The organism is Pararhizobium sp. P1_E7, assembly GCF_056405855.1.
Genome location: NZ_JBFUBH010000004.1, coordinates 92,782 through 115,351 on the forward strand (window position 1 = coordinate 92,782; position 22,570 = coordinate 115,351).

At 61.2% G+C, this 22,570-nt stretch carries 20 protein-coding genes, 1 tRNA gene and 1 pseudogene; 4 read left to right on the top strand and 18 right to left on the bottom strand.

Annotated elements, in window-relative coordinates:
- Positions 1–35 precede the first annotated feature (35 nt).
- The 3 genes from AC1D17_RS06450 to obgE are packed head-to-tail and all read right to left on the bottom strand — an operon-like array spanning position 36 to position 3,490.
- Positions 36–1,316, bottom strand: a complete 1,281-nt coding sequence (locus AC1D17_RS06450) for a glutamate-5-semialdehyde dehydrogenase (RefSeq protein ID WP_477564586.1) — start codon at positions 1,314–1,316, stop codon at positions 36–38.
- Positions 1,309–2,478, bottom strand: coding sequence for a glutamate 5-kinase (gene proB / locus AC1D17_RS06455; protein ID WP_477564587.1), 1,170 nt, complete (start codon positions 2,476–2,478; stop codon positions 1,309–1,311). The genes AC1D17_RS06450 and proB overlap by 8 nt, the downstream gene beginning before the upstream one ends.
- 1 nt (position 2,479) lies before the next feature.
- Positions 2,480–3,490 (bottom strand): GTPase ObgE, encoded by a 1,011-nt coding sequence (gene obgE, locus AC1D17_RS06460; protein WP_477564588.1) that lies wholly within the window; start codon positions 3,488–3,490, stop codon positions 2,480–2,482.
- An 82-nt stretch (positions 3,491–3,572) separates the two neighbouring features.
- On the opposite strand from obgE, the gene AC1D17_RS06465 reads away from it, so the two are divergent.
- The gene (locus AC1D17_RS06465; protein ID WP_477564589.1) at positions 3,573–4,433 is read left to right on the top strand and encodes an endonuclease/exonuclease/phosphatase family protein; all 861 of its coding nucleotides are present in this window, start codon (positions 3,573–3,575) and stop codon (positions 4,431–4,433) included.
- Between the two features lie 48 nt (positions 4,434–4,481).
- Here AC1D17_RS06465 and AC1D17_RS06470 read toward each other — a convergent pair whose 3' ends face one another.
- From AC1D17_RS06470 to rplU, 4 genes and pseudogenes are all read right to left on the bottom strand, one after another.
- Positions 4,482–5,063 carry a GNAT family N-acetyltransferase gene (locus AC1D17_RS06470; protein WP_477564590.1) on the bottom strand — a complete coding sequence of 194 codons (582 nt, stop codon included), beginning with the start codon at positions 5,061–5,063 and terminating at the stop codon, positions 4,482–4,484.
- Entirely contained in the window at positions 5,060–5,716 is a 657-nt protein-coding gene (locus AC1D17_RS06475) for a GNAT family N-acetyltransferase (RefSeq protein ID WP_477564591.1), read from the bottom strand. The genes AC1D17_RS06470 and AC1D17_RS06475 overlap by 4 nt, the downstream gene beginning before the upstream one ends.
- A gap of 126 nt (positions 5,717–5,842) precedes the next feature.
- Positions 5,843–6,112, bottom strand: a complete 270-nt coding sequence (rpmA, locus tag AC1D17_RS06480) for a 50S ribosomal protein L27 (protein ID WP_264219827.1) — start codon at positions 6,110–6,112, stop codon at positions 5,843–5,845.
- 102 nt (positions 6,113–6,214) lie between these two features.
- A pseudogene (rplU, locus tag AC1D17_RS06485) lies at positions 6,215–6,523 on the bottom strand (50S ribosomal protein L21); the annotation flags it as partial.
- 289 nt (positions 6,524–6,812) lie between these two features.
- Between rplU and AC1D17_RS06490 the strand changes: the two are divergent.
- A tRNA-Ser gene (locus AC1D17_RS06490) sits at positions 6,813–6,902 on the top strand.
- A gap of 213 nt (positions 6,903–7,115) precedes the next feature.
- On the opposite strand, the gene AC1D17_RS06495 is transcribed toward AC1D17_RS06490, so the two are convergent.
- The 7 genes from AC1D17_RS06495 to melA (AC1D17_RS06525) form a co-directional block, all read right to left on the bottom strand.
- Positions 7,116–7,508, bottom strand: a complete 393-nt coding sequence (locus AC1D17_RS06495; protein ID WP_477564592.1) for a hypothetical protein — start codon at positions 7,506–7,508, stop codon at positions 7,116–7,118.
- Positions 7,509–7,849: 341 nt separating this feature from the next.
- A complete protein-coding gene (melA, locus tag AC1D17_RS06500) occupies positions 7,850–9,220 on the bottom strand; it encodes an alpha-galactosidase (protein WP_477564593.1) in 1,371 nt (456 codons plus the stop codon).
- Positions 9,221–9,236: 16 nt separating this feature from the next.
- A complete protein-coding gene (locus AC1D17_RS06505; protein ID WP_477564594.1) occupies positions 9,237–10,907 on the bottom strand; it encodes an ABC transporter ATP-binding protein in 1,671 nt (556 codons plus the stop codon).
- A gap of 11 nt (positions 10,908–10,918) precedes the next feature.
- On the bottom strand, positions 10,919–12,040 hold the full coding sequence (locus AC1D17_RS06510; protein ID WP_477564595.1) for an ABC transporter permease: 1,122 nt from the start codon (positions 12,038–12,040) through the stop codon (positions 10,919–10,921).
- Entirely contained in the window at positions 12,037–13,050 is a 1,014-nt protein-coding gene (locus AC1D17_RS06515) for an ABC transporter permease (RefSeq protein ID WP_477564596.1), read from the bottom strand. The genes AC1D17_RS06510 and AC1D17_RS06515 overlap by 4 nt, the downstream gene beginning before the upstream one ends.
- 78 nt (positions 13,051–13,128) lie before the next feature.
- Positions 13,129–15,216 carry an ABC transporter substrate-binding protein gene (locus AC1D17_RS06520; RefSeq protein WP_477564597.1) on the bottom strand — a complete coding sequence of 696 codons (2,088 nt, stop codon included), beginning with the start codon at positions 15,214–15,216 and terminating at the stop codon, positions 13,129–13,131.
- A gap of 176 nt (positions 15,217–15,392) precedes the next feature.
- Positions 15,393–16,865 carry an alpha-galactosidase gene (gene melA, locus AC1D17_RS06525; protein WP_477564598.1) on the bottom strand — a complete coding sequence of 491 codons (1,473 nt, stop codon included), beginning with the start codon at positions 16,863–16,865 and terminating at the stop codon, positions 15,393–15,395.
- 192 nt (positions 16,866–17,057) lie between these two features.
- On the opposite strand from melA (AC1D17_RS06525), the gene AC1D17_RS06530 reads away from it, so the two are divergent.
- Positions 17,058–17,981, top strand: coding sequence for an AraC family transcriptional regulator (locus tag AC1D17_RS06530; RefSeq protein WP_477564599.1), 924 nt, complete (start codon positions 17,058–17,060; stop codon positions 17,979–17,981).
- Positions 17,982–17,993: 12 nt separating this feature from the next.
- Here AC1D17_RS06530 and AC1D17_RS06535 read toward each other — a convergent pair whose 3' ends face one another.
- A complete protein-coding gene (locus AC1D17_RS06535) occupies positions 17,994–18,170 on the bottom strand; it encodes a hypothetical protein (protein ID WP_477564600.1) in 177 nt (58 codons plus the stop codon).
- A gap of 300 nt (positions 18,171–18,470) precedes the next feature.
- Here AC1D17_RS06535 and AC1D17_RS06540 point away from each other — a divergent pair, with 300 nt between their 5' ends.
- Positions 18,471–19,001: a flavin reductase family protein gene (locus tag AC1D17_RS06540; protein ID WP_477564601.1), complete on the top strand. Its 531-nt coding sequence runs from the start codon at positions 18,471–18,473 to the stop codon at positions 18,999–19,001.
- On the opposite strand, the gene AC1D17_RS06545 is transcribed toward AC1D17_RS06540, so the two are convergent.
- The 3 genes from AC1D17_RS06545 to AC1D17_RS06555 form a co-directional block, all read right to left on the bottom strand.
- Entirely contained in the window at positions 18,998–20,125 is a 1,128-nt protein-coding gene (locus AC1D17_RS06545; protein WP_477564602.1) for an NAD(P)/FAD-dependent oxidoreductase, read from the bottom strand. The genes AC1D17_RS06540 and AC1D17_RS06545 overlap by 4 nt on opposite strands.
- Positions 20,126–20,227: 102 nt before the next feature.
- Entirely contained in the window at positions 20,228–21,184 is a 957-nt protein-coding gene (locus AC1D17_RS06550) for a LysR family transcriptional regulator (protein ID WP_477564603.1), read from the bottom strand.
- Positions 21,185–21,196: 12 nt separating this feature from the next.
- Complete coding sequence (locus AC1D17_RS06555) at positions 21,197–22,444, bottom strand: M24 family metallopeptidase (RefSeq protein WP_477564604.1); 1,248 nt, start codon at positions 22,442–22,444, stop codon at positions 21,197–21,199.
- Between the last annotated feature and the right edge of the window lie 126 nt (positions 22,445–22,570).

Consider the following 22,570-nt stretch of genomic DNA (forward strand, 5'->3'; position numbering starts at 1 on the left):
TCAGGTAGAACGGATCGACGTCGCCCGGCTGCACCTTACGGCCGGACCTGACCGGTGCCGCGCACCCTGTATTTGAAAGAGGTCAGCTGCTCGACGCCGACGGGCCCGCGTGCATGCATCTTGCCGGTGGCGATGCCGATCTCGCCGCCCATGCCGAATTCGCCGCCATCGGCAAACTGGGTCGAGGCATTGTGCAGGAGGATGGCTGAATCGACTTCGGCAAAGAAGCGCTCGACCACCGCCGGATCCTCGGCAATAACGGCTTCGGTATGGGCCGACGACCAAGAGGCAATGTGATCGATGGCCCCGCCGATCCCATCCACCAGCGTCACCGAAATGATCGCATCGAGATATTCCGTCGCCCAGTCCTCTTCGGTCGCCGCAATCAATCCCGGCACCATGGCGCGGATGTCTTCGCTTGCCCGAACCTCGCAGCCGGCATCGCGAAGGGCGGTAATCAGCGGCAGGACGAATGTGTCTTTCGCTTTGCGGTCGATCAGCAGCGTCTCGGCCGAACCGCAAATGCCGGTGCGGCGCATCTTGGCGTTGATCACGATCTTCTTCGCCATCTCCAGATCGGCAGACGCATCGACATAGACGTGGCAGAGACCTTCGAGATGGGCAAAGACCGGCACGCGCGCCTCGTTCTGGACGCGGGCGACAAGGCTCTTGCCGCCGCGCGGAACGATGACGTCGATTGTGCCGCCAAGACCGGTCAGCATGGCGCCGACAGCCGAACGGTCGGCGACGGGAACCATCTGGATCGCATGCTCTGGAAGCCCTGCATCCTTCAGACCCTGCACCATGCAGGCATGGATCGCCTGCGATGAATGCAGACTGTCCGATCCGCCGCGCAGGATGACGGTATTGCCTGCCTTGAGGCAGAGCGCGCCCGCGTCCGCCGTAACGTTCGGGCGGCTTTCATAGATGACGCCGATGACGCCGAGCGGCGTGCGCACGCGTTCGATATGCAGGCCGTTGGGACGATCCCATTCGGCGATGACATCGCCCACAGGGTCGGGCAGTTCGGCGATCGCACGGATGGCATTGGCCATGTCGAGCACGCGGTTTTCCGACAGGGTCAGGCGGTCGAGGAAGGAGGCGGCAACGCCGGTTTCGCGGGCGTTTTCCAGGTCAAGCGCATTGGCGGCGAGGATGTCGTCCTTGCGGGCGAGGATGTTGCTCGCCATGCTGATGAGGGCTGCATGCTTGCGCTCGGCAGACGCCGTGGCGAGCGGCCGGCTGGCGGCGCGGGCCTGGCGGCCGATCACCGCCATCAATTCCTGGATTTCTTTCTTTCGCGCATCGTCAAGCATGAGCGTCGCTCCTCACTGCATCCGTCTCCCGCTTGGCGGACGCGGTCATCACCATGTCGTCCCTATGCACCATGGCGGCGCGTCCGGCATAACCGAGAATAACGGCAATTTCCGCCGATTTCTTGCCGGCGATCTGACGGGCTTCGTCGGCATCATAACCGGCCAGTCCGCGGGCAATTTCGCGGCCTTCGGCGCCGATAATGGCAATTGTATCGCCGCGGCTGAACGATCCCGTAACCTGGCGGACGCCGGCCGGGAGCAGGCTCTTGCCGGACCGCAACGCGGTTTCAGCGCCGGTATCGATGCAGAGGCTGCCAGCCGGCAGCAACTGTCCGGCAATCCAGGTTTTTCGCGCGGTGACCGGCGAACCGGATGGCGCGAACCAGGAGGAGCGGGCGCCTTCACCGATCGCCGACAGCGGATGATCGACTTTTCCAGATGCGATGATCATGGCGCAGCCGGCACCGGTGGCGATCTTGCCGGCATCGATCTTGGTGCGCATGCCGCCGCGCGACAGTTCCGACGCGGCGCCCCCGGCCATCGCCTCGATCTCCGGGGTGATTTCCGCAATGGTCTCGAGGAAACGGGCATCGGGATTAAGATGCGGCGGGGCCGTGTAGAGCCCGTCGATATCGGAAAGAAGCACGAGCAGGTCGGCGCCGGTCATGGTGGCGACGCGGGCGGCGAGCCGGTCATTGTCGCCGTAGCGGATTTCGGTCGTGGCAACCGTGTCGTTCTCGTTGATGATCGGCACGGCGCCCATCTTCAGAAGCTGGCTGATGGTGGCGCGGGCGTTGAGATAACGGCGGCGCTCTTCAGTGTCGCCAAGCGTCAGCAGGATCTGGCCGGCAACGATCTCGTCCGCAGAAAGGCTTTCCGACCAGGCGCGGGCAAGCGCGATCTGACCGACGGCGGCAGCTGCCTGGCTTTCCTCCAGTTTCAGAGCGCCGGGGGCGAGATCCAGCACCGAACGCCCCAGCGCAATAGCGCCAGAGGAGACGACGAGAACATCGACGCCCTTGGCTCTGAGTGCTGCAATGTCGGCGCACATGGCGTTCAGCCATTGCTTCTTCAGGCCCGTCTTGCGATCCACAAGCAAGGCGGAGCCGATCTTGATCACAATCCGGCGGTATTTTTCCAGCGGTTTGCGTTGCGCCGTCATGTCAGTCTTCGTCCACCTGGGTCTGCGCGGCAACGATGATATCGCGCAATCCACGCAGCGTTTCGGTCATGCCCGTGCCAACGACAGCCGACAGCAGCAGCGGCGTCTGGCCGCTGGCCTTGGCCAGCGCTTTCTGCTTCTTCTTCAGTTCGGTGGGGTCGAGAACATCGATCTGCGACAGTGCAACGATTTCCGGCTTGTCGACGAGCTCACCGCCATAGGCCTCAAGCTCATGCTTGACTGTCTTGTAGGCCTTGGCGACATCTTCTTCCTGGGCGGAGACGAGATGCAGCAGCACGCGGGTGCGCTCGACATGGCCCAGGAACCGGTCGCCGAGGCCAACGCCGTCATGCGCGCCTTCGATCAGGCCGGGAATATCGGCAAGAATGAACTCGCGGCCATCGATCGTCGCCACGCCCAGGTTCGGGTGCAGCGTCGTGAAGGGATAGTTGGCGATCTTCGGACGCGCGCGCGTCGTCGTTGCAAGGAAGGTCGACTTGCCGGCATTCGGCAATCCGACCAGACCGGCATCGGCGATCAGCTTCAGCCGCAGCCAGATGGTCTTTTCCTCGCCTTCAAGGCCGGGATTGGCCCAGTTCGGCGCCTGATTGGTGGCGGATTTGAAATGCGTGTTGCCGAAGCCGCCATTGCCGCCTGCGGCCAGGCGGAAGCGCTGGCCCTCGGCGATCATGTCGACGATCATCGTCTCGGCATCTTCCTCGAAAATCTGCGTGCCGACCGGAACCTTCAGGGTGACATCGGCGCCACCGGCGCCCGTGCGGTTGCGGCCCATGCCATGAATGCCGGTGCCGCCCTTGAAGTGCTGCTGGAAGCGGAAGTCAATCAGGGTGTTGAGGCCGTTGACGGCCTCCACCCAGACATCACCGCCACGGCCGCCGTCGCCGCCGTCCGGCCCGCCGAACTCGATGAATTTCTCGCGCCGGAACGACACAGCGCCAGCTCCGCCGTCGCCGGACCGGATATAGACTTTTGTTTCGTCAAGAAATTTCATCGCACTGCCATCTGTTTGGTGTATTTGCCGCCACAATTGCCGCCATCGATATAGGCGCATGCCCCGGAGGTCAAAGAATATCGTGAAGTTTTTGAGCTATAACGTCCAGTACGGCGTCGGTCTCGACGGCCGTTTCGATCCTAAGCGCATCGCGAGAAGTCTTGAAGGCGCCGATGTGATCGCGCTGCAGGAAGTGACGCGGAATTTTCATCGAAACGGCCATGCCGACCTTGTCGCCATTTTCCGTGATCTGATGCCGCAATACTTTTCTGCCTTCTGGCCTGCCTGCGAGATCGATGCGGGATCGGCGATCGAGAACGGCCGCGCCGTCGAACGCCGCTTCCAGTTCGGCAACATGATCCTGTCGCGCTTTCCGATCGCTGCGACGCGCCTCATCCCGTTGCCGCGCACCCGGACGATTTCGCCGATGAACCTGCAGCGCGGCGCCACCGAAGCGCTGATCATCACCCCGTCCGGTCCGATACGGGTCTATTCGGTGCATCTCGACCATGTCTATCCGTCCGAGCGCCTCGCTCAGATCGGCTATCTGAAGGAAAAGGCGCTTTCCTACGGCCGTGAAGGCGGCGCAATGACCGGCGGTGCTGATTTCGGTTTTGCCGAGCTGCCGCATCCCGACGATTTCGTGCTGATGGGCGATTTCAACATGGAGCCGGAAGGGCCGGAATATTGCGCGATGACCGGCACGCGCGATGCCTATTACGGCCGCTCGCTGCGGCTCGAAAACCCGGTGGACGCACTTGCGCATCTCGGCCGGCTGACGCCTGAAAGCTACAGCTGGATCAATCCCGCCAATCATCAAAAGCGCATGCATCTCGACTATTGTTTCCTGAGTGCTGGCCTCGTGCCGCGACTGAGACAGGCCTGGATCGATACGGAGGCCGCAGGCTCGGACCACCTGCCCATAGGCTTCGAGCTGGAATAGCGCAAAGAAGAAAGGCCCGCGGGAATCCTTCCGCGGACCTTCATTCGTTTACGGCTTGCGCAGAACGCCTGCCGTGATCATCGTTTCGACATGACTGACCATGCCGTTGCGCGCCAGTGCATAGACCTGGGAGCAGCCGGTGATCTCGAAGCCGAGCTTCTTTTGCAGCTTCAGCGATCCCGCATTGTCGGCAAAGACGCCGGAATGCAGGACGGTGCCGGGCATGCGCCGGAAGAACCGCTCCATCGCCGCATAGGCCGCTTCACTGGCGTAGCCGCGGTTCCAGTAATAGCGGTTCAGCCAGTAGCCGAGGTTCCATTGACCGTGGCGAAGCTCGATGCCGACGCAGCCGATATGGACGTCGTCGCCGGTGGTGATCGCCAGTGTCCAGCCGGCGATCAGCCCCGAACCCTGCCGGATCAGCCAGTCGAGCGCATCCTGCCGGTGATAGGGCACGGACACCCGCGCCAGCATGCGCGAGACCTGGTAATCGCCAAGCGACTGAGCCACCGCATCCGCATCGGACAGCCGGTGCGGGCGCAAGGTCAGCCGCGCGGTTTCGATGACCGGGCAGGGGCCAGGATCGGGACGGGCCGCAACCCTCGGCCGTTCAACGAGATGGGCGGTCATCTCAGACCTCCCCAGCTGCGCAACGACATCCAGGTCTTGCGGTCGAGCCGGTACCATTCGACCGACATCATGCCGCCGAGCGCCAGGCTGCCGACCATGCCCGAACCCTGGAACTGGAACCCGCACTTCTGGATGACCCGCCGCGAGGCGACGTTCATGACCCGGCAGCGCGCATCGATCTGGTCGATGTCGCGGGTGCGGAAGGCCATGTCGGTCAGGGCCTGTGCTGCCTCGGTGGCATAACCCTTGTTCCAGTGCGGTTCGCCCAGCCAGTAGCCAAGCTCCGCCGTCTTGCCATCGGGATGCGGCTCGATACCGCAGCAACCCAAGAATGCGCCATTATCCGCTTTGGTAATCGCATAGACGCACTTGCCAATCGCGCCCGTCTTCGTACGGCGTACGAAATCCGCGGCATCGGCCACCGTGTACGGGTGCGGCATGCGCGAAACCATGGTGGCGATATTGGCGTTGTTGGCAAGATGGGCAAGGGCGTCGATATCGTCTTCATGGGGGGCGCGCAAAACGAGCCTGGGCGATAACAATATCGGGCAATCGGTCCTTGACCGCAAAGGCCTCGGCCTTTCCTGAGAAGATTCCAGGGAATCTTCCCGGGGAGACCGGGATTGGCTCTCCCTCAACAATTCGCTTTGCATGTTCAGTCCTCCAAGACGTGAAAAAGGGGAGATCGGGCATTGCCCCATCTCCCCTTTTGATCTTGGCCTGAACGGTAAGCGTCAGCCGGGTCGATGAGACGCCGGCTGTTTTAGAGCGCTACCGGCTTATTCCGCTGCTTCGGCTTTCGGCATTACAGACACGTATACGCGGCCATTGGCCTTTGTACGGTAGTCCACGTTGCCCGCCGTAAGTGCAAAAATGGTGTGGTCCTTGCCGAGGCCGACATTGGCGCCCGGATGCCACTGGGTTCCGCGCTGACGCAGAATGATGTTGCCCGCAACGACGACTTCGCCGCCGAACTTCTTCACGCCGAGGCGCTTGGACTGCGAATCGCGACCGTTGCGCGAGGAACCGCCAGCTTTTTTATGTGCCATGGGTGTTCTCCTTTAAACCTTGGATCCGTTGTCTCAGTTTGCAGCTTCAGCGGCAGCGTCTTCAGACTTCTTGGAAGCCTTCTTCGCCTTCGCGCCGGCAACAGCCGCGATGTCCAGAATACGGACGGTCGTGTTGTGCTGGCGGTGACCGCGGGTACGCTTCGAGTTCTGGCGGCGGCGCTTCTTGAAGGCGATGACCTTCTTGGCGCGGCCGTGTTCCACAACTTCGGCGCTGACAACGGCACCTTCGACAAACGGAGCACCGATGGTTGCATCGGCGCCGACGCCGACCATCAGGATCTCGGTGAATTCAATCTTGTCGCCTGCGGCGCCTTCCAATTTTTCAATCGTCAGAACGTCGTTGGCTGCCACGCGGTACTGCTTACCGCCGGTCTTGATGACTGCGAACATTTTTTATCCTTTCATGTTCGTTCCGGCTCTTCGCCCAAAGGCAAGGCCGTCTTTTTCTTCAGTCGGACGATGACAAAGCCTTCCAGCCTTGCCGGTGAACGGGCACAATAGAAACCCGGCGCGGTGAGGGCATGCCACACCACTTCGAGTTCGCGAATTACGTGAAGCCGGCAAAACTGTCAAGGCGAAAGACGCCGATGAGCTTGATTTTCCTTGATCCACCCTCTTGTCATCTGCAAAAACTGCCGCTATGAACCGCCTCGCGCTAACGGCGCCGACCAGCATATCCGGAGAGGTGGCAGAGTGGTCGAACGCACCGCACTCGAAATGCGGCATACCTGCAAGGGTATCGTGGGTTCAAATCCCACCCTCTCCGCCATTCTTTCCTATGAAATCGGTGTTCCGAGCTCCGGCTTGGAAAGGTTGATGCCCGTCCAGATACGAAGGAGCGCGCAATCGATCAGAGGGCCACGACCGGGGCCCTCCCACAGCGATCCTCAAGCTCACGACCGAGCGCATTGCGGGCCGCTGCGAAGCCTCGTATTGGGCCGAAGTCGCATTACTTGGGCTTCAATCGGCTGCCCGACGCAGTTCAGCCGAAGTTTTTGACCGCATTCTCTATCCCGGGGCGGGCCTTCTCCAGGTCATCACGGTTCATCACGGCTTTGATCTCAACAGCGGCATCAAAGGCGAGGAACCATGGCTCGGCAATGGCCGGTATCTCCGAGGTATCCTTCATGTCGAAGAAAATCAGGCCTGTTCTTTTCCCGTCGAATTCGGTGAAGTAGGCCGCTTCGGGTTTGAGTTCGGCCAGTATCGATTGAATCTTGGGGACGAGGCTGCCATCCTTGATTGCTGCGTTTGCCTTGTCAACGGGAAGCGAAACCTTGAGCATCATTCGCATTTCTATCCTCCTTTTCCTGCATAAGGGGGTTTGGCGGATGAAATCTAACGGCGCTGTCATGGCGACGAGCAGCGCGTCCATGGCTCGACGCCAACCCGCGGTATCGTTCGCTCGATCGTGATGCTGGCGGTCGTTTGAAACTCGACCATTCCCAAAAACAGTCGCATGACTCTGAACCTGAATTCGACAACAAACAAGTCCGATTGCTTCAAGGACGTTTGACAGCGTTATCGCTTGTGCCGGGATAAGGCTTGGCTCATCTCCTGAGGCATTCTACGCGCGATCATCAACGTTGATTGGAGATACGCATGGCCGCGATTCGGAAATCCGGAGGGCGCTGGCAAGCTCAGGTTCGCCGGCACAAAAGGAAAACCCCGGAATGTGTTGTTCCGGGGCTTCCTGTCACGCAACGGGGAGGGGCGTTACGCGGCTTGGACCTTCTTGGAGACGCGGGCCCATTCGGGAATCCAGGTTCCGTGGGCGGCAAGCAGGTCGTCGGTGAGCGACCAGATCTGGTCGAGATCGAGTTCGGCTGCCGTGTGCGGGTCCATCATCGCGGCGTGGTAGAGATGCTCGCGGTTCTGGGTCATCATCGCGGCAACCGTCAGTTCCTGCACGTTGATGTTGGTGCGGATCAGCGCCGTCAGCTGCGGCGGCAGGTCGCCGACGAAGGTCGGCTGGATACCGTTTTCATCGACCAGGCAGGGCACTTCGGCGGCGCAATTGTCCGGCAGCGAGGTGATGCAGCCATTGTTGCGCAGGTTGCCGTAGATGACCGAGGGTTCGCCGGTCCAGACCGAGTTCATGATCGAGGAGGCATATTCCTTCGACTGCGCGACCTCGATCTTGTCGGCCGAACGGAAAGCGGCGGCCTGGCCCTTCCACTTTTCGACCTGCTCGATGCAGCGCTTGGGATATTCGTCGAGCGGAATGCCGAACTTCTCGATCAGGTCCTCGCGGCCTTCCTTGATGAAATAGGGCGTGTATTCGGCAAAATGCTCCGAGCTTTCGGTGACGAAATAGCCAAGCCTCGTCAGCATTTCGTAGCGCACCTTGTTGGGGCAGCGCGGGTTCCAGGTCGGCTTCGGCGCCCGGCCTTCGCGGTAGCCGCGCACGAGATCCGGATAGAGATCGCGGTAAGAGCCATCCGGCTGGCGGTGCTCGAACTTCAGGAAGAAGGCCATATGGTTGATGCCGGCCGAGCGGTAGCGGATTTCCTCGTAGGGAATGTCGAGATCGTGGGCGAGCTCCATCGCCGTTCCCTGCACCGAGTGGCAAAGCCCGACCTGCTTGATTTTCGGATATTTTTCGGCGATCGCCCAGGTGTTGATCGCCATCGGGTTGACGTATTGAAGCAGGATCGCCTCGGGGCAGACCTGCATCATGTCCTCGCAGATCGACCAGAGATGCGGCACGGTGCGAAGCCCCCGCATGATGCCGCCGACACCGAGCGTATCGGCGATCGTCTGGCGCAATCCGTATTTCTTCGGCACTTCGAAATCGGTGACCGTGCAGGGCTCATAGCCGCCAATCTGGAAAGCGACGACGACGAAATTGGCGCCTTCGAGCGCCTTTTTCTGATTGGAATGCAGCTCGATGGTGGCCTTGGCGCCGAGCGTCGAGATCAGCTTGCTGACCACGACTTCGCTTTCTTCCAGGCGCTGCGGGTTGATGTCCATCAGCGCGATCTTCGCGCCGGACAAGGCCGGGCGCTGCAGCACATCGCCGATGATATTTTTCATAAACACGGTCGAGCCGGCGCCGATGAAGGTGATCTTGGGTTGTCTCGTCATGGATAGGCCTCTTTGCTTATGCGGCTACTTCGAAGGCGGCGCGGACGAGCCGTTCGGTGTAGGCGGTCTTGGGATGGGTGAGAACGTCTTCGACCGGGCCTTCTTCAACGATCTTGCCGTGCTGCATCACCACCACCCGGTGGCAGAGCGCGCGCACGACTTTGAGATCGTGGGAGATGAAGAGATAGCTCAGTCCTTTCTCGTCCTGCAGCTTGCGCAGCAGTTCGATGATCTGGGCCTGCACCGAGAGGTCGAGCGCCGAAGTGGGCTCGTCGAGCAGGATGAATTCCGGTTCCAGCGCAATGGCGCGGGCGATGGCGATGCGCTGGCGCTGGCCGCCGGAAAACTCGTGCGGGAAGCGCGACAGGATGTTGTTGGGCAGGCCGGCGCTGTTCAGCGCTTCCTTCACCCGCTCCAGCCGCTCGTTGCGGGTCGCGCCGAGCCTGTTGACGATCAGGCCTTCCTCGATGATCTGGCCGACCGACATGCGCGGGTTGAGCGAGGAGAAAGGATCCTGAAAGACGATCTGCATGCGTGAGCGCAAGGGGCGCATCTGGTCGCGGGTGTTCTTTTCGATCGACTGGCCATCAAACAGGATCTCGCCGCTTTCGGCCGCCAGCAGCTTGACCAGCGCCTGGCCGAAGGTGGTCTTTCCAGAGCCGGATTCACCGACGAGACCGAGCGTCTCATGACGGTGGAGCTTGATCGAGAGGCTGTCGACGGCGACCAGTTCCTTCAGCTGCGGCTTGAAGAAACCGCCAGCTTTCAGCATGAAAGACACCCGGACATTGCGGCCTTCGAGGATGGCGGCGGAATCCACCGGCATCGGATTGGCCATGCCCTTCGGCTCGGAATTGAGCAGGTGGCGGGTATAGGGATGCTGCGGGTTCTCAAATAGCGCCGGCGTGGTGTTGTGTTCCTTCACCTCGCCGTTCTGCATCACATAGACATAGTCGGAGAACTGGCGCACCACGGTGAGGTCGTGGGTGATCAGGATCACCGCCATGCCGAGCGTCTTCTGCAGATCGCGGATGAGGTTGAGGATCTGCGCCTGCACGGTGACGTCGAGCGCTGTCGTCGGCTCGTCGGCGATCAGAACGTCCGGGTTGTTGGCAAGCGCCATGGCGATCATGATGCGTTGGCGCTGGCCGCCGGAAAGCTGGTGCGGATACTGGTTGAGGCGGGCTTCCGGATCGGGGATCTGCACCTGGCGCAAAAGCTCCAATGTCCGCTCCATCGCTTGGCTGCGGCTCATCTTCTGGTGAACGCGGATCGCTTCGATGATCTGGGCGCCGATCGTATAGACCGGGTTAAGCGAACTCATCGGCTCCTGAAAGATCATCGAGATGCGATTGCCGCGCAGCGCCCGGCGCTGGCGGTCGGAGAATTTCAGGACGTTCTTGCCGTCATACGCGATGCTCGACCGTTCAGAGACGGTGGCGCGCTTGGTGAGCAGGCCCATGACGGTGCGGGCGGTGACCGATTTCCCCGAGCCGGATTCGCCGACGACTGCGATGGTTTCGCCGCGATAGAGCTGGAAGGAGACGTTCTTCACCGCATCGACCGATCCGCCCTCGACCTTGAAGGTCACGGCGACGTGCCGGGCGTCGATGATCGGCGCACCGACGGACGCGGCATGGTCGTGCCGTTGTTCGGGGGCAAGTGTGCTGATGTCCACGAGTGCCATGGGTCGTCTCCTCAGTATGGGTCGACAGCGTCGCGCAGGCCATCGCCCAGCGCATTGAACGCAAAGACGGTGATCAGCACGAAGGCCACGGGGGAAAGGATCCAGGGGTAGGATCCGATGACGGAATAGGTGGCGGTATCCTGCAGCATCAGCCCCCAGGACATCAGCGGCGGCTTGACCGCGAAGCCTAAGAAACCGAGGAAGGATTCGAGCAGAACGACACTCGGGATCGCCAGGGTCACCGAGACGATCACGTGGCTCATCACATTGGGGAAAATGTGCTGGAAGATGATGCGCCGGTCGGTGGCGCCGATCGCCATGGCTGCACGGACATAGTCGATCCGGGCGAGCGCCAGTGTCTTGCCGCGCACCTCGCGCGACATCTGCGCCCAGCCGAGCGCCGACATGACGAAGATGACGAATGCCAGGAAGACGTTGGTCGGTGCCGTCACCGGGATCAGCGAGGTCAGCGCCAGATAGAGCGGCAATTGCGGGAAGGCGAGAACCAGTTCGACGAAGCGCTGCATCCACGTATCGAAGCGGCCGCCGAAATAACCGGACACCATGCCGACCGTGGTGCCGACGACCGTCACGATGAACACGACCGTCAATGCGATCATCAGCGAGACACGGGAGCCGTAGAAGATGCGTGACAGCACGTCGCGCCCGAACTTGTCGGTGCCGAGGAAATTGACCGGCGTGCCGTCGGTGGCGCCGAAGAAATGCCGGTCGGTCGGGATCAGGCCGAGGAGCCGGTAGCCAAAACCCTTGACGAAGAAGCCGAGATTTTTCGGGTTGGCGTAGTCCGGTCCGACGATCGGCTGGAAGGTGATCGGGTCGAGTTCGGTGCCTTCGCCGACCTGATAGGTGCGTGGCCAGACGAGACTGCCCTCCTGATCGGTGATGCTGATTGCCTGCGGCGGTGCAAAGGCGACGCCGGTGAGCTTCGGATCGACGGGAGAAAAGAACTCGGCAAAGATCGTCATCAGCATCAGCAGGCAGACGAGGATGAGGCCTGCCATGCCGGTCCAGGAGCGCTTCAGGCGGCGCCAGACGAGCGCAAGGTAAGTCTCGCCGCCGTGATGAGGTGCCGGAACCGGCACGGTGACAGTTGTTTGAACATCGGCTTTCATGCGTGTGCTCCTCCGCCCAGACGGACACGTGGATCGAGCAGCGCCAAAAGCATGTCGGCGATGATGTTGCCGACGATCAGCGTTGCGGACAGGACCAGCATGAAGGTCGCGGTGACATAGACATCGCCAACCCACATCGAGCCGACAATGGCCGGGCCGACGGTTGGGAGCGCGAAGATGATCGCCGTTTCGATCTCGCCGGTCAGCATGTAGGGCAGGACGACGCCCTGATACATGACTAGCGGATGCAGCGCGTTCGGCACCGCATGGCGCATGATGACGGCCCGCTCGGAGAGACCCTTGGCGCGCGCGGTCTCGACATACTGGGCGTTCAGCGTATCGAGCAGATTGCCGCGCATGACCCGCATATTGTAGGCGAGGCCGCCGAAGGTGGCGATGGCGATGACCGGCCAGACATGTTTCAAAAGATCGACGAACTTGTCCCACGACCAGGGCGCGCCGCCATATTTGGCGGAGTGGAAGCTGTTGATCTCGGTGACGTTGAAATGGAACACCAGGATGTAGACGATGATCAGCGCCATCAGGAAGCGCGGCACGGTCATGCCGAGGAACGAGATACCGGATAGCAGGCTATCGACCCAGGTATATTGCCGGGTAGCGGCGAGAATGCCGAAGGTGATGCCGATCACCGATGCGAGAATATGGCAGACCAGCGCCAAAGCCAGCGTGCGCGGCAGCCGCTCGCCGACGACTTCGGAAACGGGCTTGTTGTAGAACAGGCTATGGCCGAAATCACCTCGGGTGACGATGCCGGTGATCCAGTTGACGTACTGGACGGCCATCGGCTTATCCAGCCCGTTGGCGACCCTGTAGGCCTGCGCCTGGGCGTCGGCTTCCTCGAAGGATGCGCCGCCCTGGTTGATCATCTGCGACCGGATGTAGTCGCTGTAGTCGCCCGGCGGTGCCTGGATGATCGCGAAGGTCACGACGCTGAGCACGAAAAGGACCGGTATGGCTGACGCGACGCGCACAAGCAGAAATCGGAACATGGCTGTTAGGTTCTCTTGTGTGTTTTGGGGTTCTCCCAGGCCGGGCTGCTGGCACGGCCTGGGAAACGAGGTTTCGGATCAGTTGATCGGGCCGTTTTCACCCGGCTTGCCCGGCAGTTGCTGCGGGAAGAGTTCGTAATCTCCCTGCTTGTCAGCCGCCACGTACATGCGTTCGCGGATCACTGTATCTTCCGCCCAGTTGAACATGAAGATCGGTGCGCCGACCGGAACGTTCGAGAAGCGCTTGTTGATGATCAGCGCGCCCGGATATTCGGTGAGGCCAACCGTATCGACATTCTCCGTTGCGACCTTCTGGTACTGCTTCATCAGTTCGGTGCGTTCGTCATTATCGTCCGAGGCGATGAACTTGCTGACGATATCAACGAGTTCCTTCTCATAGGGGAGAAGGTCGAGCGTGCCGTCCGTGCCGGCGCGATGATGCCAGCTTGTGCGGGGGCCCATCGGAGCGAGCTGGGTGGTGCTCTGCACCACGGATGTCAGTTCCGGATCGTTGCGGCGGATCGTCCAGTCGAACTGACCGGCATAGTGCGTGTTGTCCTTCTTGATGCCATCGAGCGCGTTAAGCGTCACCTTCAAACCGAGATTCTCCATCTGGCCGATCACGCCTTCCGCAAGGTTGCGGTCGGTGCCGTAGTCGCCATTGCTCAAGAGCACGATCTGAACGTCCTGACCGCCCGCCGTCCCGGCTGGGAAGTTCACGAAACCGTTGCCGTCCGTATCCTTCAGGCCGGCCTTTTCGAGAAGCGCCTTTGCGCCTTCGAGATCGAAGGGATAGTAGACCGTCGATTGGCGGTCGTAGAAACTCGTGCCCGACGACAGGCCGCCGGGATAGATCGCCGTGAACGGGCCCTTGACGAGCGATTCGCCGATCTTCTTGCGGTCGAGCGCCATGGTGACCGCTTTGCGGAAGTCCACGTTGCGATTGAGATCGCGCACGGCTTTGCCGCGGGCATCAGGGTCACCCCAGCCGTTTGCCGAGAGATTCATGCGCAGATTGTAGCCGATCAGGCGGGCGCCGAAGGCAAGGCGTGCCGGGGCTGTTTCGGACGCAGCGCGCTTGAGCGATTCAACGAAGTTTTCCGGTTGTTCGAGATTGGAGAAGTCGCCGGAACCGGCAATCGCCTGCACGTCGCGGTCGGCCCAGGTCGACAGCTTGTAGTGCAGTTCGTTGAGATAGGGCAGCTGGTTGCCGGCTTCGTCCACCTTCCAGTAGTAGGGATTGCGGCGCATCACGACGATGTCGTCCGGCCGGTACTCGACCGGAACCCAGGCGCCCATAATCGGTATGTTCATGAATTCCGGCGGGAAACCGTTCTTGTACTGGTCGTAGGTGAAGCCCTTGGCGTATTTCGGATGCTTGGTCTTGAGAATATGCGCAGGACCCGGGCAGAACGTGCCGTAGGCCATGGAATAGAGATACTGGCGCGGGAAGGCTTCCTTGAAGGTCCATTCGACGGTGTTGGCATCGATGGCCTTCAGTGTCGTGCCTTCGCCGAAGGTTTCGGGCGTTGCGCCATTGAGCGGCGAGACATTCGGATCGACGACATTGTCGTCCCAATAGAACATCACGTCTTCGGAGGAGAAGGGAACGCCATCCGACCATTTGGCGCCTTCGATCAGATGCATGGTCAGCTTGTGGCCATCCTTGGACCATTCCCAGCTCTTGGCCAGGTTCGGAAGCGGTTCAACGTCTTTCGCTTCGACCTGATAGAGCGGTGCCGTGCGCGTCAGGCATTCGGACATCTCGATATCGATGCCGCCCCAGCCTTGCGTCTGCCCGGCGGAATAGTTCCAGCCTTCTGGGCGGCCGCCGATGACATGGCGCATCGTATCGCCGTAAACACCAACGCCATCCGGCATGTTGCCGGTCTTGAAGACCAGCGGTTCCTTTGGCAGGCGCTCGGCAACCGGCGGCAGTTTGCCGGTCTTGACGAATTTCTCGGTGACCCAATCGGGCTCGTGATACTCCGGCAGTGCCTTGTATTCGAGGATGGAATCGCGCGGCACATAGGTGATCTTGCCCTGCGCCGGGAACGCCGGCTGCTCGGGCACGACGGCCGGCTCGGACGCCATGGCTGTCATGGCAAATGCCGACACGCCCAATAGCAGCGCGCTGGTCATTTTCAGATGGCGAAAGCTGTTCATTGTCGTTGTTTCTCCCTGATGCTTCAGACCGGCCCGGTATGGGCGGCTCTCCTCCTAAAAGCACCCGGCATGACGGCTCCTGCCATCTGCCGGAAGAGAGCGGACGACGGATCGCCCACTCCCAGACCTGCCTCCTCCTCAGGAAAACGGGTCGCGCATATCTGCAAACCAGGCGTTTAGCTGGCTGCCTTCAGCTTCTTTTCTTCCTTTTCGGCGCGCAGCTCGTCGATCGTGCGAACCTCGCGGCGGGCAACGCCCTTCCAGTCGCGCGTCTTGACGGTCGCCTTGCTCAAACGCTCCTTGGCCGCAGGTACGGCATGGGCATATTGCGGCAGCCATTCGGCCTGGGCGACAACCATCTCGTCGACCATCTGCCAGACCTCCTCCGGCGTGCAGATGGCACCGACCAGCGGATCGTGCAGAACGGCCAGCTTCAGGAGATCGATGTCGCCGGAAACGGCGGCATGAACCGACATGCGCTGGACGTTGATCGAGGACGTGCAGGTGGCGGCGCAGGCTTCCGGAAGCGTGATGCCAGCGACCATGTTGATACCGAAGCGATCGACGAAGCCGGGCGATTCGATGATCGCATCCGACGGCAGGTTGGTGATGACGCCGTTGTTCTTGACGTTGAAATGGCCGCGGTAGACGCGCCCCGTTTCCAGCGCCTCGAGAATGTGGCTGGCGTGCTCGTTGGAGCGACGGGCGGGATCGATCGGTTTGCCGGCATCTTCGAGGAACTGCGGAAACTCCGTCTCGAACCAGTTGCGGGTCTCGGTCGAGTAACGCAGATAACCGCCGGTTTCGCCGTGGATCCAATCGGACATATCGATCCAGCGGGTAATTTCCTCCGGCCGCTTGCGGTACCAGGGCAGGTATTCCGACAGATGGCCGTTGCTCTCGGTGGAGTAGACGCCGAAACGCTTCAGGACATCGATGCGCAGCTTCTCCTGCTGCGAGAAAACCGGATGCGCCTCGAAGGCTGCGACCAGCTCGTCCTTGCCTATTCTGCGGCCCTTGACACGCACATCGGTAAACCAGGTCTGATGGTTGATGCCCGAGCAGATGTAATCGAGCTCGCCATCCTTGGCGCCGAGGATTTCAGCGATCTGCTCGGCACCGTGCTGGACGCCGTGGCAAAGGCCGATCGTGTCGACCTTGCCGTATTCGATCGCAGCCCAGGTGTTCATCGCCATCGGGTTTGCATAGTTGAGGAATTTCGCGCCAGGCTCGGCCAGTTCGCGAATGTCCTTGCAGAAATCGAGGATGACCGGGATGTTGCGCTGGCCGTAAAGAATGCCGCCGGCGCAGATCGTATCGCCGACGCACTGATCGACGCCATATTTCAAGGGGATGCGGATGTCGTCTGCATAGGCGGCAAGACCGCCGACGCGCACGCAGCTGATGATGTAGCGTGCGCCTGCGATCGCCTCGCGGCGGTCGGTCGAGGCCGTGACCTTGGCCGGCAGGTTGTTGGATTGGACGATCTTGTCGAGGATCGACTTGATCATACCGAGATTGTGCTCGCTTATGTCGGTGAGCGCGAACTCGACGTCCCGGAATTCCGGCACGCAAAGAATATCGGTGAAGAGTTTCTTGGTGAAGCCGACGCTGCCGGCGCCGATTATGGCTATCTTGAAGCTACTCATGCTGTCCTCGTCTCTGGTCGTTTGGCCGGGAAAAACGGACAGGGTAAAATCAATGCGCGGAAAACAAGGCATTTCTCATGCCGCTCGCCTCCCTGCTCTCCCTGCCGACGCCGCTCCAACCCGGTCATCTTGCTTTGTTGACGGGTATTATGCGTATAATGTCGGGTACCGCCAGAGAGGTATTGTGCTTTCATGGGTAATTCTATGCTGAAACGACTGATCGAGAATGGACCGGTGATGCGGACGGTTTCCCTGCCGCGTGGACGCCACAGCCTGCACACCATGCCAACCAGCACGGGCTACGAGATCCGCACCGATTCGACCTATGACTGGGACGGCCGCAAGCGCGGCCAGACGCCGTTCACCGTGCTTCAGCACACGATCGGCGGCGCCGGCAACCTGCGCTACGAGAACCGCACCTACCGGGTACGCGAGGGTGAGACGTTGCTCGTGCTGGTGCCGCACAATCATCGTTACTGGCTGGAGCAGAATGGCCGATGGGAGTTCTTCTGGATTTCCATGAACGGCGAGGAGGCGCTGCGCGTCCACAAGGCCATTGTGGCGACGACCGGTCCGATCCTCAACCTGAAGCCGGAAACGATCGAGCGTCTTGCCGATTGCAGCCTGCGGCTGATTTCAGGCGGTGCCGATGCGCCGGGCAGCGCCTCTGCCATCGCATATGAGTCGGCGATGGTGCTTTATGACGATGTCTTCGGCTCACATCCGGTCTTCAGCCAGGAATACCGGACGATGCAGCATGTCATCGACCACATCATGGCGAATTTGCAGCATCCATTGCCGGTCGAGAAACTCGCGGATGTCTCCGGTCTCAGCCGGGCGCATTTTTCGCGGGTCTTTGCGGCCAGCGAAGGCATGCCACCGGCAGAATTCGTGCTGCGCAAGCGGCTGCAACGCGCAACCAAGCTCCTGACCAAGGCAGCACATCTGTCGGTGAAGGAAGTGGCTGTGATGTCCGGTTTCGAGGATCCGAACTATTTCGCCAAGGTGTTCCGCCGTTATTTCGGCGCCAGCCCGACGGAGTTCCGCACCACGGGCATGTATTCCAGCATTGCCACCAATGGCCGGGGTTCGGCAGCGGCTTCAACGCTTGAGTGAGTTCTGCCCCGATCAGTAGAAGAGATGCCAGGGCGTCATGAATGCGCGGCTCAGTTCCTGCTCGCGTTCCCGGTCAAGGTCCACCGGTTCTTCGCGGCCTTGCCTGACCGGCATCTCAACGCGGATGGGCTTTTCCTTCTTCGCGGGAGGCGTCAGGTAACCGAGGGTCATTCCACCGTGATAAAACATTCAGTTCTCCGCTGTTTGCGTGGACCCGTTAATGGCCTTGAACACAATCCTGACACAATTGGCCGCCCTGTCAATAGTCTATGATTTTGATGTCCTATTTCACAGTGCTGCTGTCTGGCAGTGCCCAAGCTTGCCAAAAACCATCTCCGTTTAGAAAATAATATAATCTATAAATTTTATGATGATTGAAAAATCGATCCGGCATTGCCGATAGCTAAGGGCGTTCTTTGCTTGAGACCGGGGCAACTTTAATGCGTAAATCAGGCACCATGAACGAGACGGCAAGAGAGTGGACCTGAGATGAACGTCGCCTTGAGAAATTCGCTCGACCGTACCGCCCCGCAGCATGTCGCGGATGAGGATGCCTTGAAATCGGCCATGCGGCGGATGTCGGGCGGTGTCTCCGTCATCACCGCCGGGGTCGGCGACGAGCGTACCGGAGCGACAGTGACCTCGGCCACGGCCTTGTCCGTCGATCCGCCGACAATGATCGTCAACATCAACCGCAGCTCCTCCAGCTGGCCGATCATCAGCCGCTACGGGCATTTCTGCGTCAATATCCTCAGCGCCGACCAGCAGGATGTGGCCGACCGGTTTGCCGGCAAGGGCGGACTGAAGGGGATCGACCGCTATGACGGTGCGGAATGGTTCACGCTCGCAAGTGGCGCGTCTGTTCTGCGCGGAGCGCTCGCCGGTATCGACTGTGAAGTGGATGAAGTGATCGAGCGGCATAGCCATGCGATCATCCTCGGCCGGGTCGTCTCCATCGTCGCTGGCGACGGGCACTCACTCGTCTATAGCAATGGCCGCTACGGCCGTTTTTCGCTCTAGGGTTTGAAGCGCAACGGGCTGAATTTCTCAGGATCAAGCGCCTGGGCCCTGAATCCCTCCGGCTGCGGCCGGCCGGTGAGCAGGCTTGCCGCCAAGGCTCCGAGCGCCGGAGAGGTCAAGATACCGTAGCCGCCCTGGCCCGCCAGCCAGAAGAAATCCGGATGATCTGGCGCAAAGCCGATCACCGGCAGCCGGTCGGAGGAAAAGCTGCGCATGCCGGCCCAGCTTTTGGCGACGCGACGGAGCGGAATGATGGTTGCCTCCTCGACATAGTGCGCCGCCCAGGCCACATCGAGCTCCTCCGGCTGGACATCGCCGGGCTCGCAAGGCGTGGCATCAGCCGGGCTGGCCAAAAGCCGGCCGGCATCAGGCTTCATGTAGAAAACCTCGTCGATCTCGTTGATCTCCGGCATATCGGAGATATCGATCCCTTCAGGAAGATCGACTGTGATGGCCGTGCGGCGATTCGGAACGATGCCGAGCGGCTTGACGCCGAAAATTTCCGCTGTTGGATCCGCCCAGCCGCCGGCGGCATTGACGACGGTTTTGGCACGCACAGGGCCCATCGATGTCTCGATGGCCCAGGCTTGACCGTCGTAGCTTGCGGAGAGAACCGCGTGACGCTCGCGGATGTCTGCGCCATTGCGCCGTGCTCCCTTTGCATACCCCTGCAAAAGACTTTCGACCTCGATATCCCAGAAGTTGGGATCGTAGAACGCGGCGGCGGCATAGCCCGGTTTCAGGATCGGCAGCCGCGCCAGCGCCTCCTCCTCGTCGAGCCGTTCGAGCTCCGGTGTGAAGGCAAGTTCGGTGCGGAACACCTCTTCCAGCCGGGAGACCTTGTCCGCAGTGGCGATCATCACCCCGCCCCGCCTCTTCAGAAGCGGAATATCCGAAAATCCGTCCGGCGGACCGTCGAAGAAATCCTTGGCGATCGCAGCCAGTCGGCAGACTTCTGGCGCGTTGTAGCGCAGCACGAATTCGGCGGCGGAGCGGCCGGTGCTGTGATAGCCGAGCGCCGTTTCCCGTTCGAGCACCACACAGGAGCGATGGGGCCCAAGGAAATAGGCGAGCGACAGACCGGCAATGCCGCCGCCGATGATCGCCACGTCGAATGTCTGCATGTCGGCCCAGCCCTTTACGGTATCCGCGCGATCTTCCGTCGCGCTGCTGGACCCTAGAGGCGGTCTTCCCAATGTTCAAATTTATAGTGACGAAGGTGACTATCAGGCAGATTGATGCCCTGTGCTGTGATCCAGCGGCTCCGTTTCTGCGACATGGCGCAGGAAGGCCGCTTCGGCGGGATTGAGGATCGCGTTGGGATTGCTGATGCGGAAAACATCCGTGGTCGGCAGGAGGTCATAGGGCGGCAGTTGCCAGAGATCGCCTGCGGCAAGGCCCGGTGCCGCCAGATGATCCGGCACCATGCCGATGCCGATATTGGCGGCGATCAGACGCAGCACTTCCTCGACATTGCAGGAGACGGCCCGCACCTGCTGGCCGAAGGAACCCATGGCGCGCACCGCGGTGATGGCATTCATGTGCTGGCCGCCGAGAACATCGGCGATGAAGGCAATATAGGGATCACCGCGCAGGTCGTTCAGCGCCGCACCAGTGATGCCGAACAGCCGGTGGCCGCGGCCGCAGTAGAGCCCATATTGCTCGCGGATATGGAAAGCCTTGGTCAGGGCATCGGGAATATTGCCGTCGCAGAGGCCGATGGTGGCAATGTTGCGTTCGACCGCGCTGATGACGCTGACGGTGGTTTCGATCGTGATGCTGATCGTCACCTTTGGATAGCGCTGAAAGAAGCTTTCGAGCTTGCGGTCCCAAGCCGGATTGTGCGCATGGCTGACCGAGTGGATGCTGACATGGCCCGTGACGTCGTCGCCGGCTGTCTCCAGCGCATTCGGCAGGCGCACCACCGCCGCGAAGATTTCGCGGCATTGCCGGTGCAGCTTTTCGCCGGCTTCCGTCAGATCGAAGCGGCCCGGGCGGCGGTCGATCAGTTTCTGGCCGACGGTCTGTTCCAGCCGCTTCAGTGCCATGCTGACGGCCGGCTGCTGCAACAAAAGCCGGTTGGCCGCCGCGGTGATGCTGCCCTCCTCGACGACGACCACAAAAGTTCGCAGCAGGTTCCAGTCGAGATTGTGGGCGAAGCGTTCGAGGCGATTGTCGGGCATGGGAAATCGCAATCAGAGGGAGACGAGGCCGGAGGGTAGCCGGTTCATGATCTCGTGGCCATCCTGCGTGATCAACAGCTGGTTCTCGATGATCATGCCGCCAACGCCATCGACATACCACGGGGTCTCGAACGCGAGCACCATTCCCGGCTCGATGATCACATCGGATTGCTGCGACAGGAACGGCCATTCCTCGCTGCCGAGGCTCGCCCCCAGCCCATGGCCGAAATGGCCGCGCGTATAGCCGGGGAAACCCGCTTTCCCCATCGCCCCGGTCGTCACCCGGTGCACCTCGCTCATGGCGGTGCCGGGCCCGAGAAGCGGCAGGCCTGCGTCATAGGCGGTTTGCAGGGCGGCGAACAGACGGGCCTGGAGCGCGGACGGGGTGCCGCAGACGAAGGTGCGGCCGGTGTCGGATGTATAGCCGGCAATCAAACAGCCGACGTCGACCTTGATCAGATCGCCACGCTCGACGACGCCGCCCTTGGTCCACGGGTTCTGGCCGACGGAGACATATTCCCAGAGGCCGGTGAGGTTCTGGACGTTGCGCCTTGCTGCTTCCGCCCGGACGCCCTTCTCCCAAGCGCTCGCAAGYTCGTCGCGGCTGACACCGGGATCGATGGTTTCGCGCAACGTGACAATTCCGGCTTCGGCCAGTTCGACGGCGGTGCGCAGGTGGCCGATCTCGGTGGCCGACTTGATCATCTTCAATCGCCGGACAAGGTCGGAGGCATCGATGAGTTCGGCTTGCGGCAAGGCCGCGGAAAGCAGCCGGAAATCGGTAACCGAGAGACCGTCGAATTCGACACCGATGCGGCCCGTGTCCAGCCCACGCTCTGCGAGAAGCCCTGCAGCAAGGCGGAAACCATTGGCGGCGTCAAATGTTTCGGGCCGATGAAAACCAGCGGAACGCCCTTGTCTTGCCCAGGCGGACTTTATCAGGTCTTCAGGCGAAAGTGCTGCAGCATCCATACCCCTTAAATCGCCGGTCTCGACCCAGATCGGATTGATACGGATATCGGTGATCGTGCTGGAGGCGCGGAAGGCGGCTTCGAACAGGTCGGTGACAACGGCTGCTTGCGGAAGTGCGGGAACGGCGGGGACGATGGCCGCCACGGCACCGGCGCGCCGCCACATGGTAGCGACCCCGGCGGGTGCACCCGTTGCGTAGGTGAAGCTTTCGGGCGAAAGCAGCAGCAGCGCATCGAGCCCGGCGAGTTCCATCCTCTGCGATGCGCGCGTTCTGTCGAGGTGAGCCATGCCGTTTCCCTGTCCTGTGGCTTCAGCGTCCTGCGGGCCGCCATTCCCGCAGCGCATGAGGCAGTGCCGCATTTTCGTTTGTATCGCCCTGCCCGGCTTGCCATAACGGGGACAAGAAGGAAAGTG

Bases quoted from the DNA above. Each gene is read 5' to 3' on its own strand.
- AC1D17_RS06535 (WP_477564600.1), bottom strand. From the start codon at position 18,170: ATGTTTTATCACGGTGGAATGACCCTCGGTTACCTGACGCCTCCCGCG.
- melA (WP_477564598.1), bottom strand. From the start codon at position 16,865: ATGAGTAGCTTCAAGATAGCCATAATCGGCGCCGGCAGCGTCGGCTTC.
- AC1D17_RS06540 (WP_477564601.1), top strand. From the start codon at position 18,471: ATGAACGTCGCCTTGAGAAATTCGCTCGACCGTACCGCCCCGCAGCAT.
- AC1D17_RS06505 (WP_477564594.1), bottom strand. From the start codon at position 10,907: ATGGCACTCGTGGACATCAGCACACTTGCCCCCGAACAACGGCACGAC.
- proB (WP_477564587.1), bottom strand. From the start codon at position 2,478: ATGACGGCGCAACGCAAACCGCTGGAAAAATACCGCCGGATTGTGATC.
- AC1D17_RS06495 (WP_477564592.1), bottom strand. From the start codon at position 7,508: ATGGACGCGCTGCTCGTCGCCATGACAGCGCCGTTAGATTTCATCCGC.
- melA (WP_477564593.1), bottom strand. From the start codon at position 9,220: ATGACGAGACAACCCAAGATCACCTTCATCGGCGCCGGCTCGACCGTG.
- AC1D17_RS06450 (WP_477564586.1), bottom strand. From the start codon at position 1,316: ATGCTTGACGATGCGCGAAAGAAAGAAATCCAGGAATTGATGGCGGTG.
- rpmA (WP_264219827.1), bottom strand. From the start codon at position 6,112: ATGGCACATAAAAAAGCTGGCGGTTCCTCGCGCAACGGTCGCGATTCG.
- obgE (WP_477564588.1), bottom strand. From the start codon at position 3,490: ATGAAATTTCTTGACGAAACAAAAGTCTATATCCGGTCCGGCGACGGC.
- AC1D17_RS06545 (WP_477564602.1), bottom strand. From the start codon at position 20,125: ATGCAGACATTCGACGTGGCGATCATCGGCGGCGGCATTGCCGGTCTG.
- AC1D17_RS06470 (WP_477564590.1), bottom strand. From the start codon at position 5,063: ATGACCGCCCATCTCGTTGAACGGCCGAGGGTTGCGGCCCGTCCCGAT.
- AC1D17_RS06510 (WP_477564595.1), bottom strand. From the start codon at position 12,040: ATGAAAGCCGATGTTCAAACAACTGTCACCGTGCCGGTTCCGGCACCT.
- AC1D17_RS06515 (WP_477564596.1), bottom strand. From the start codon at position 13,050: ATGTTCCGATTTCTGCTTGTGCGCGTCGCGTCAGCCATACCGGTCCTT.
- AC1D17_RS06520 (WP_477564597.1), bottom strand. From the start codon at position 15,216: ATGAACAGCTTTCGCCATCTGAAAATGACCAGCGCGCTGCTATTGGGC.
- AC1D17_RS06475 (WP_477564591.1), bottom strand. From the start codon at position 5,716: ATGCAAAGCGAATTGTTGAGGGAGAGCCAATCCCGGTCTCCCCGGGAA.
- AC1D17_RS06550 (WP_477564603.1), bottom strand. From the start codon at position 21,184: ATGCCCGACAATCGCCTCGAACGCTTCGCCCACAATCTCGACTGGAAC.
- AC1D17_RS06530 (WP_477564599.1), top strand. From the start codon at position 17,058: ATGGGTAATTCTATGCTGAAACGACTGATCGAGAATGGACCGGTGATG.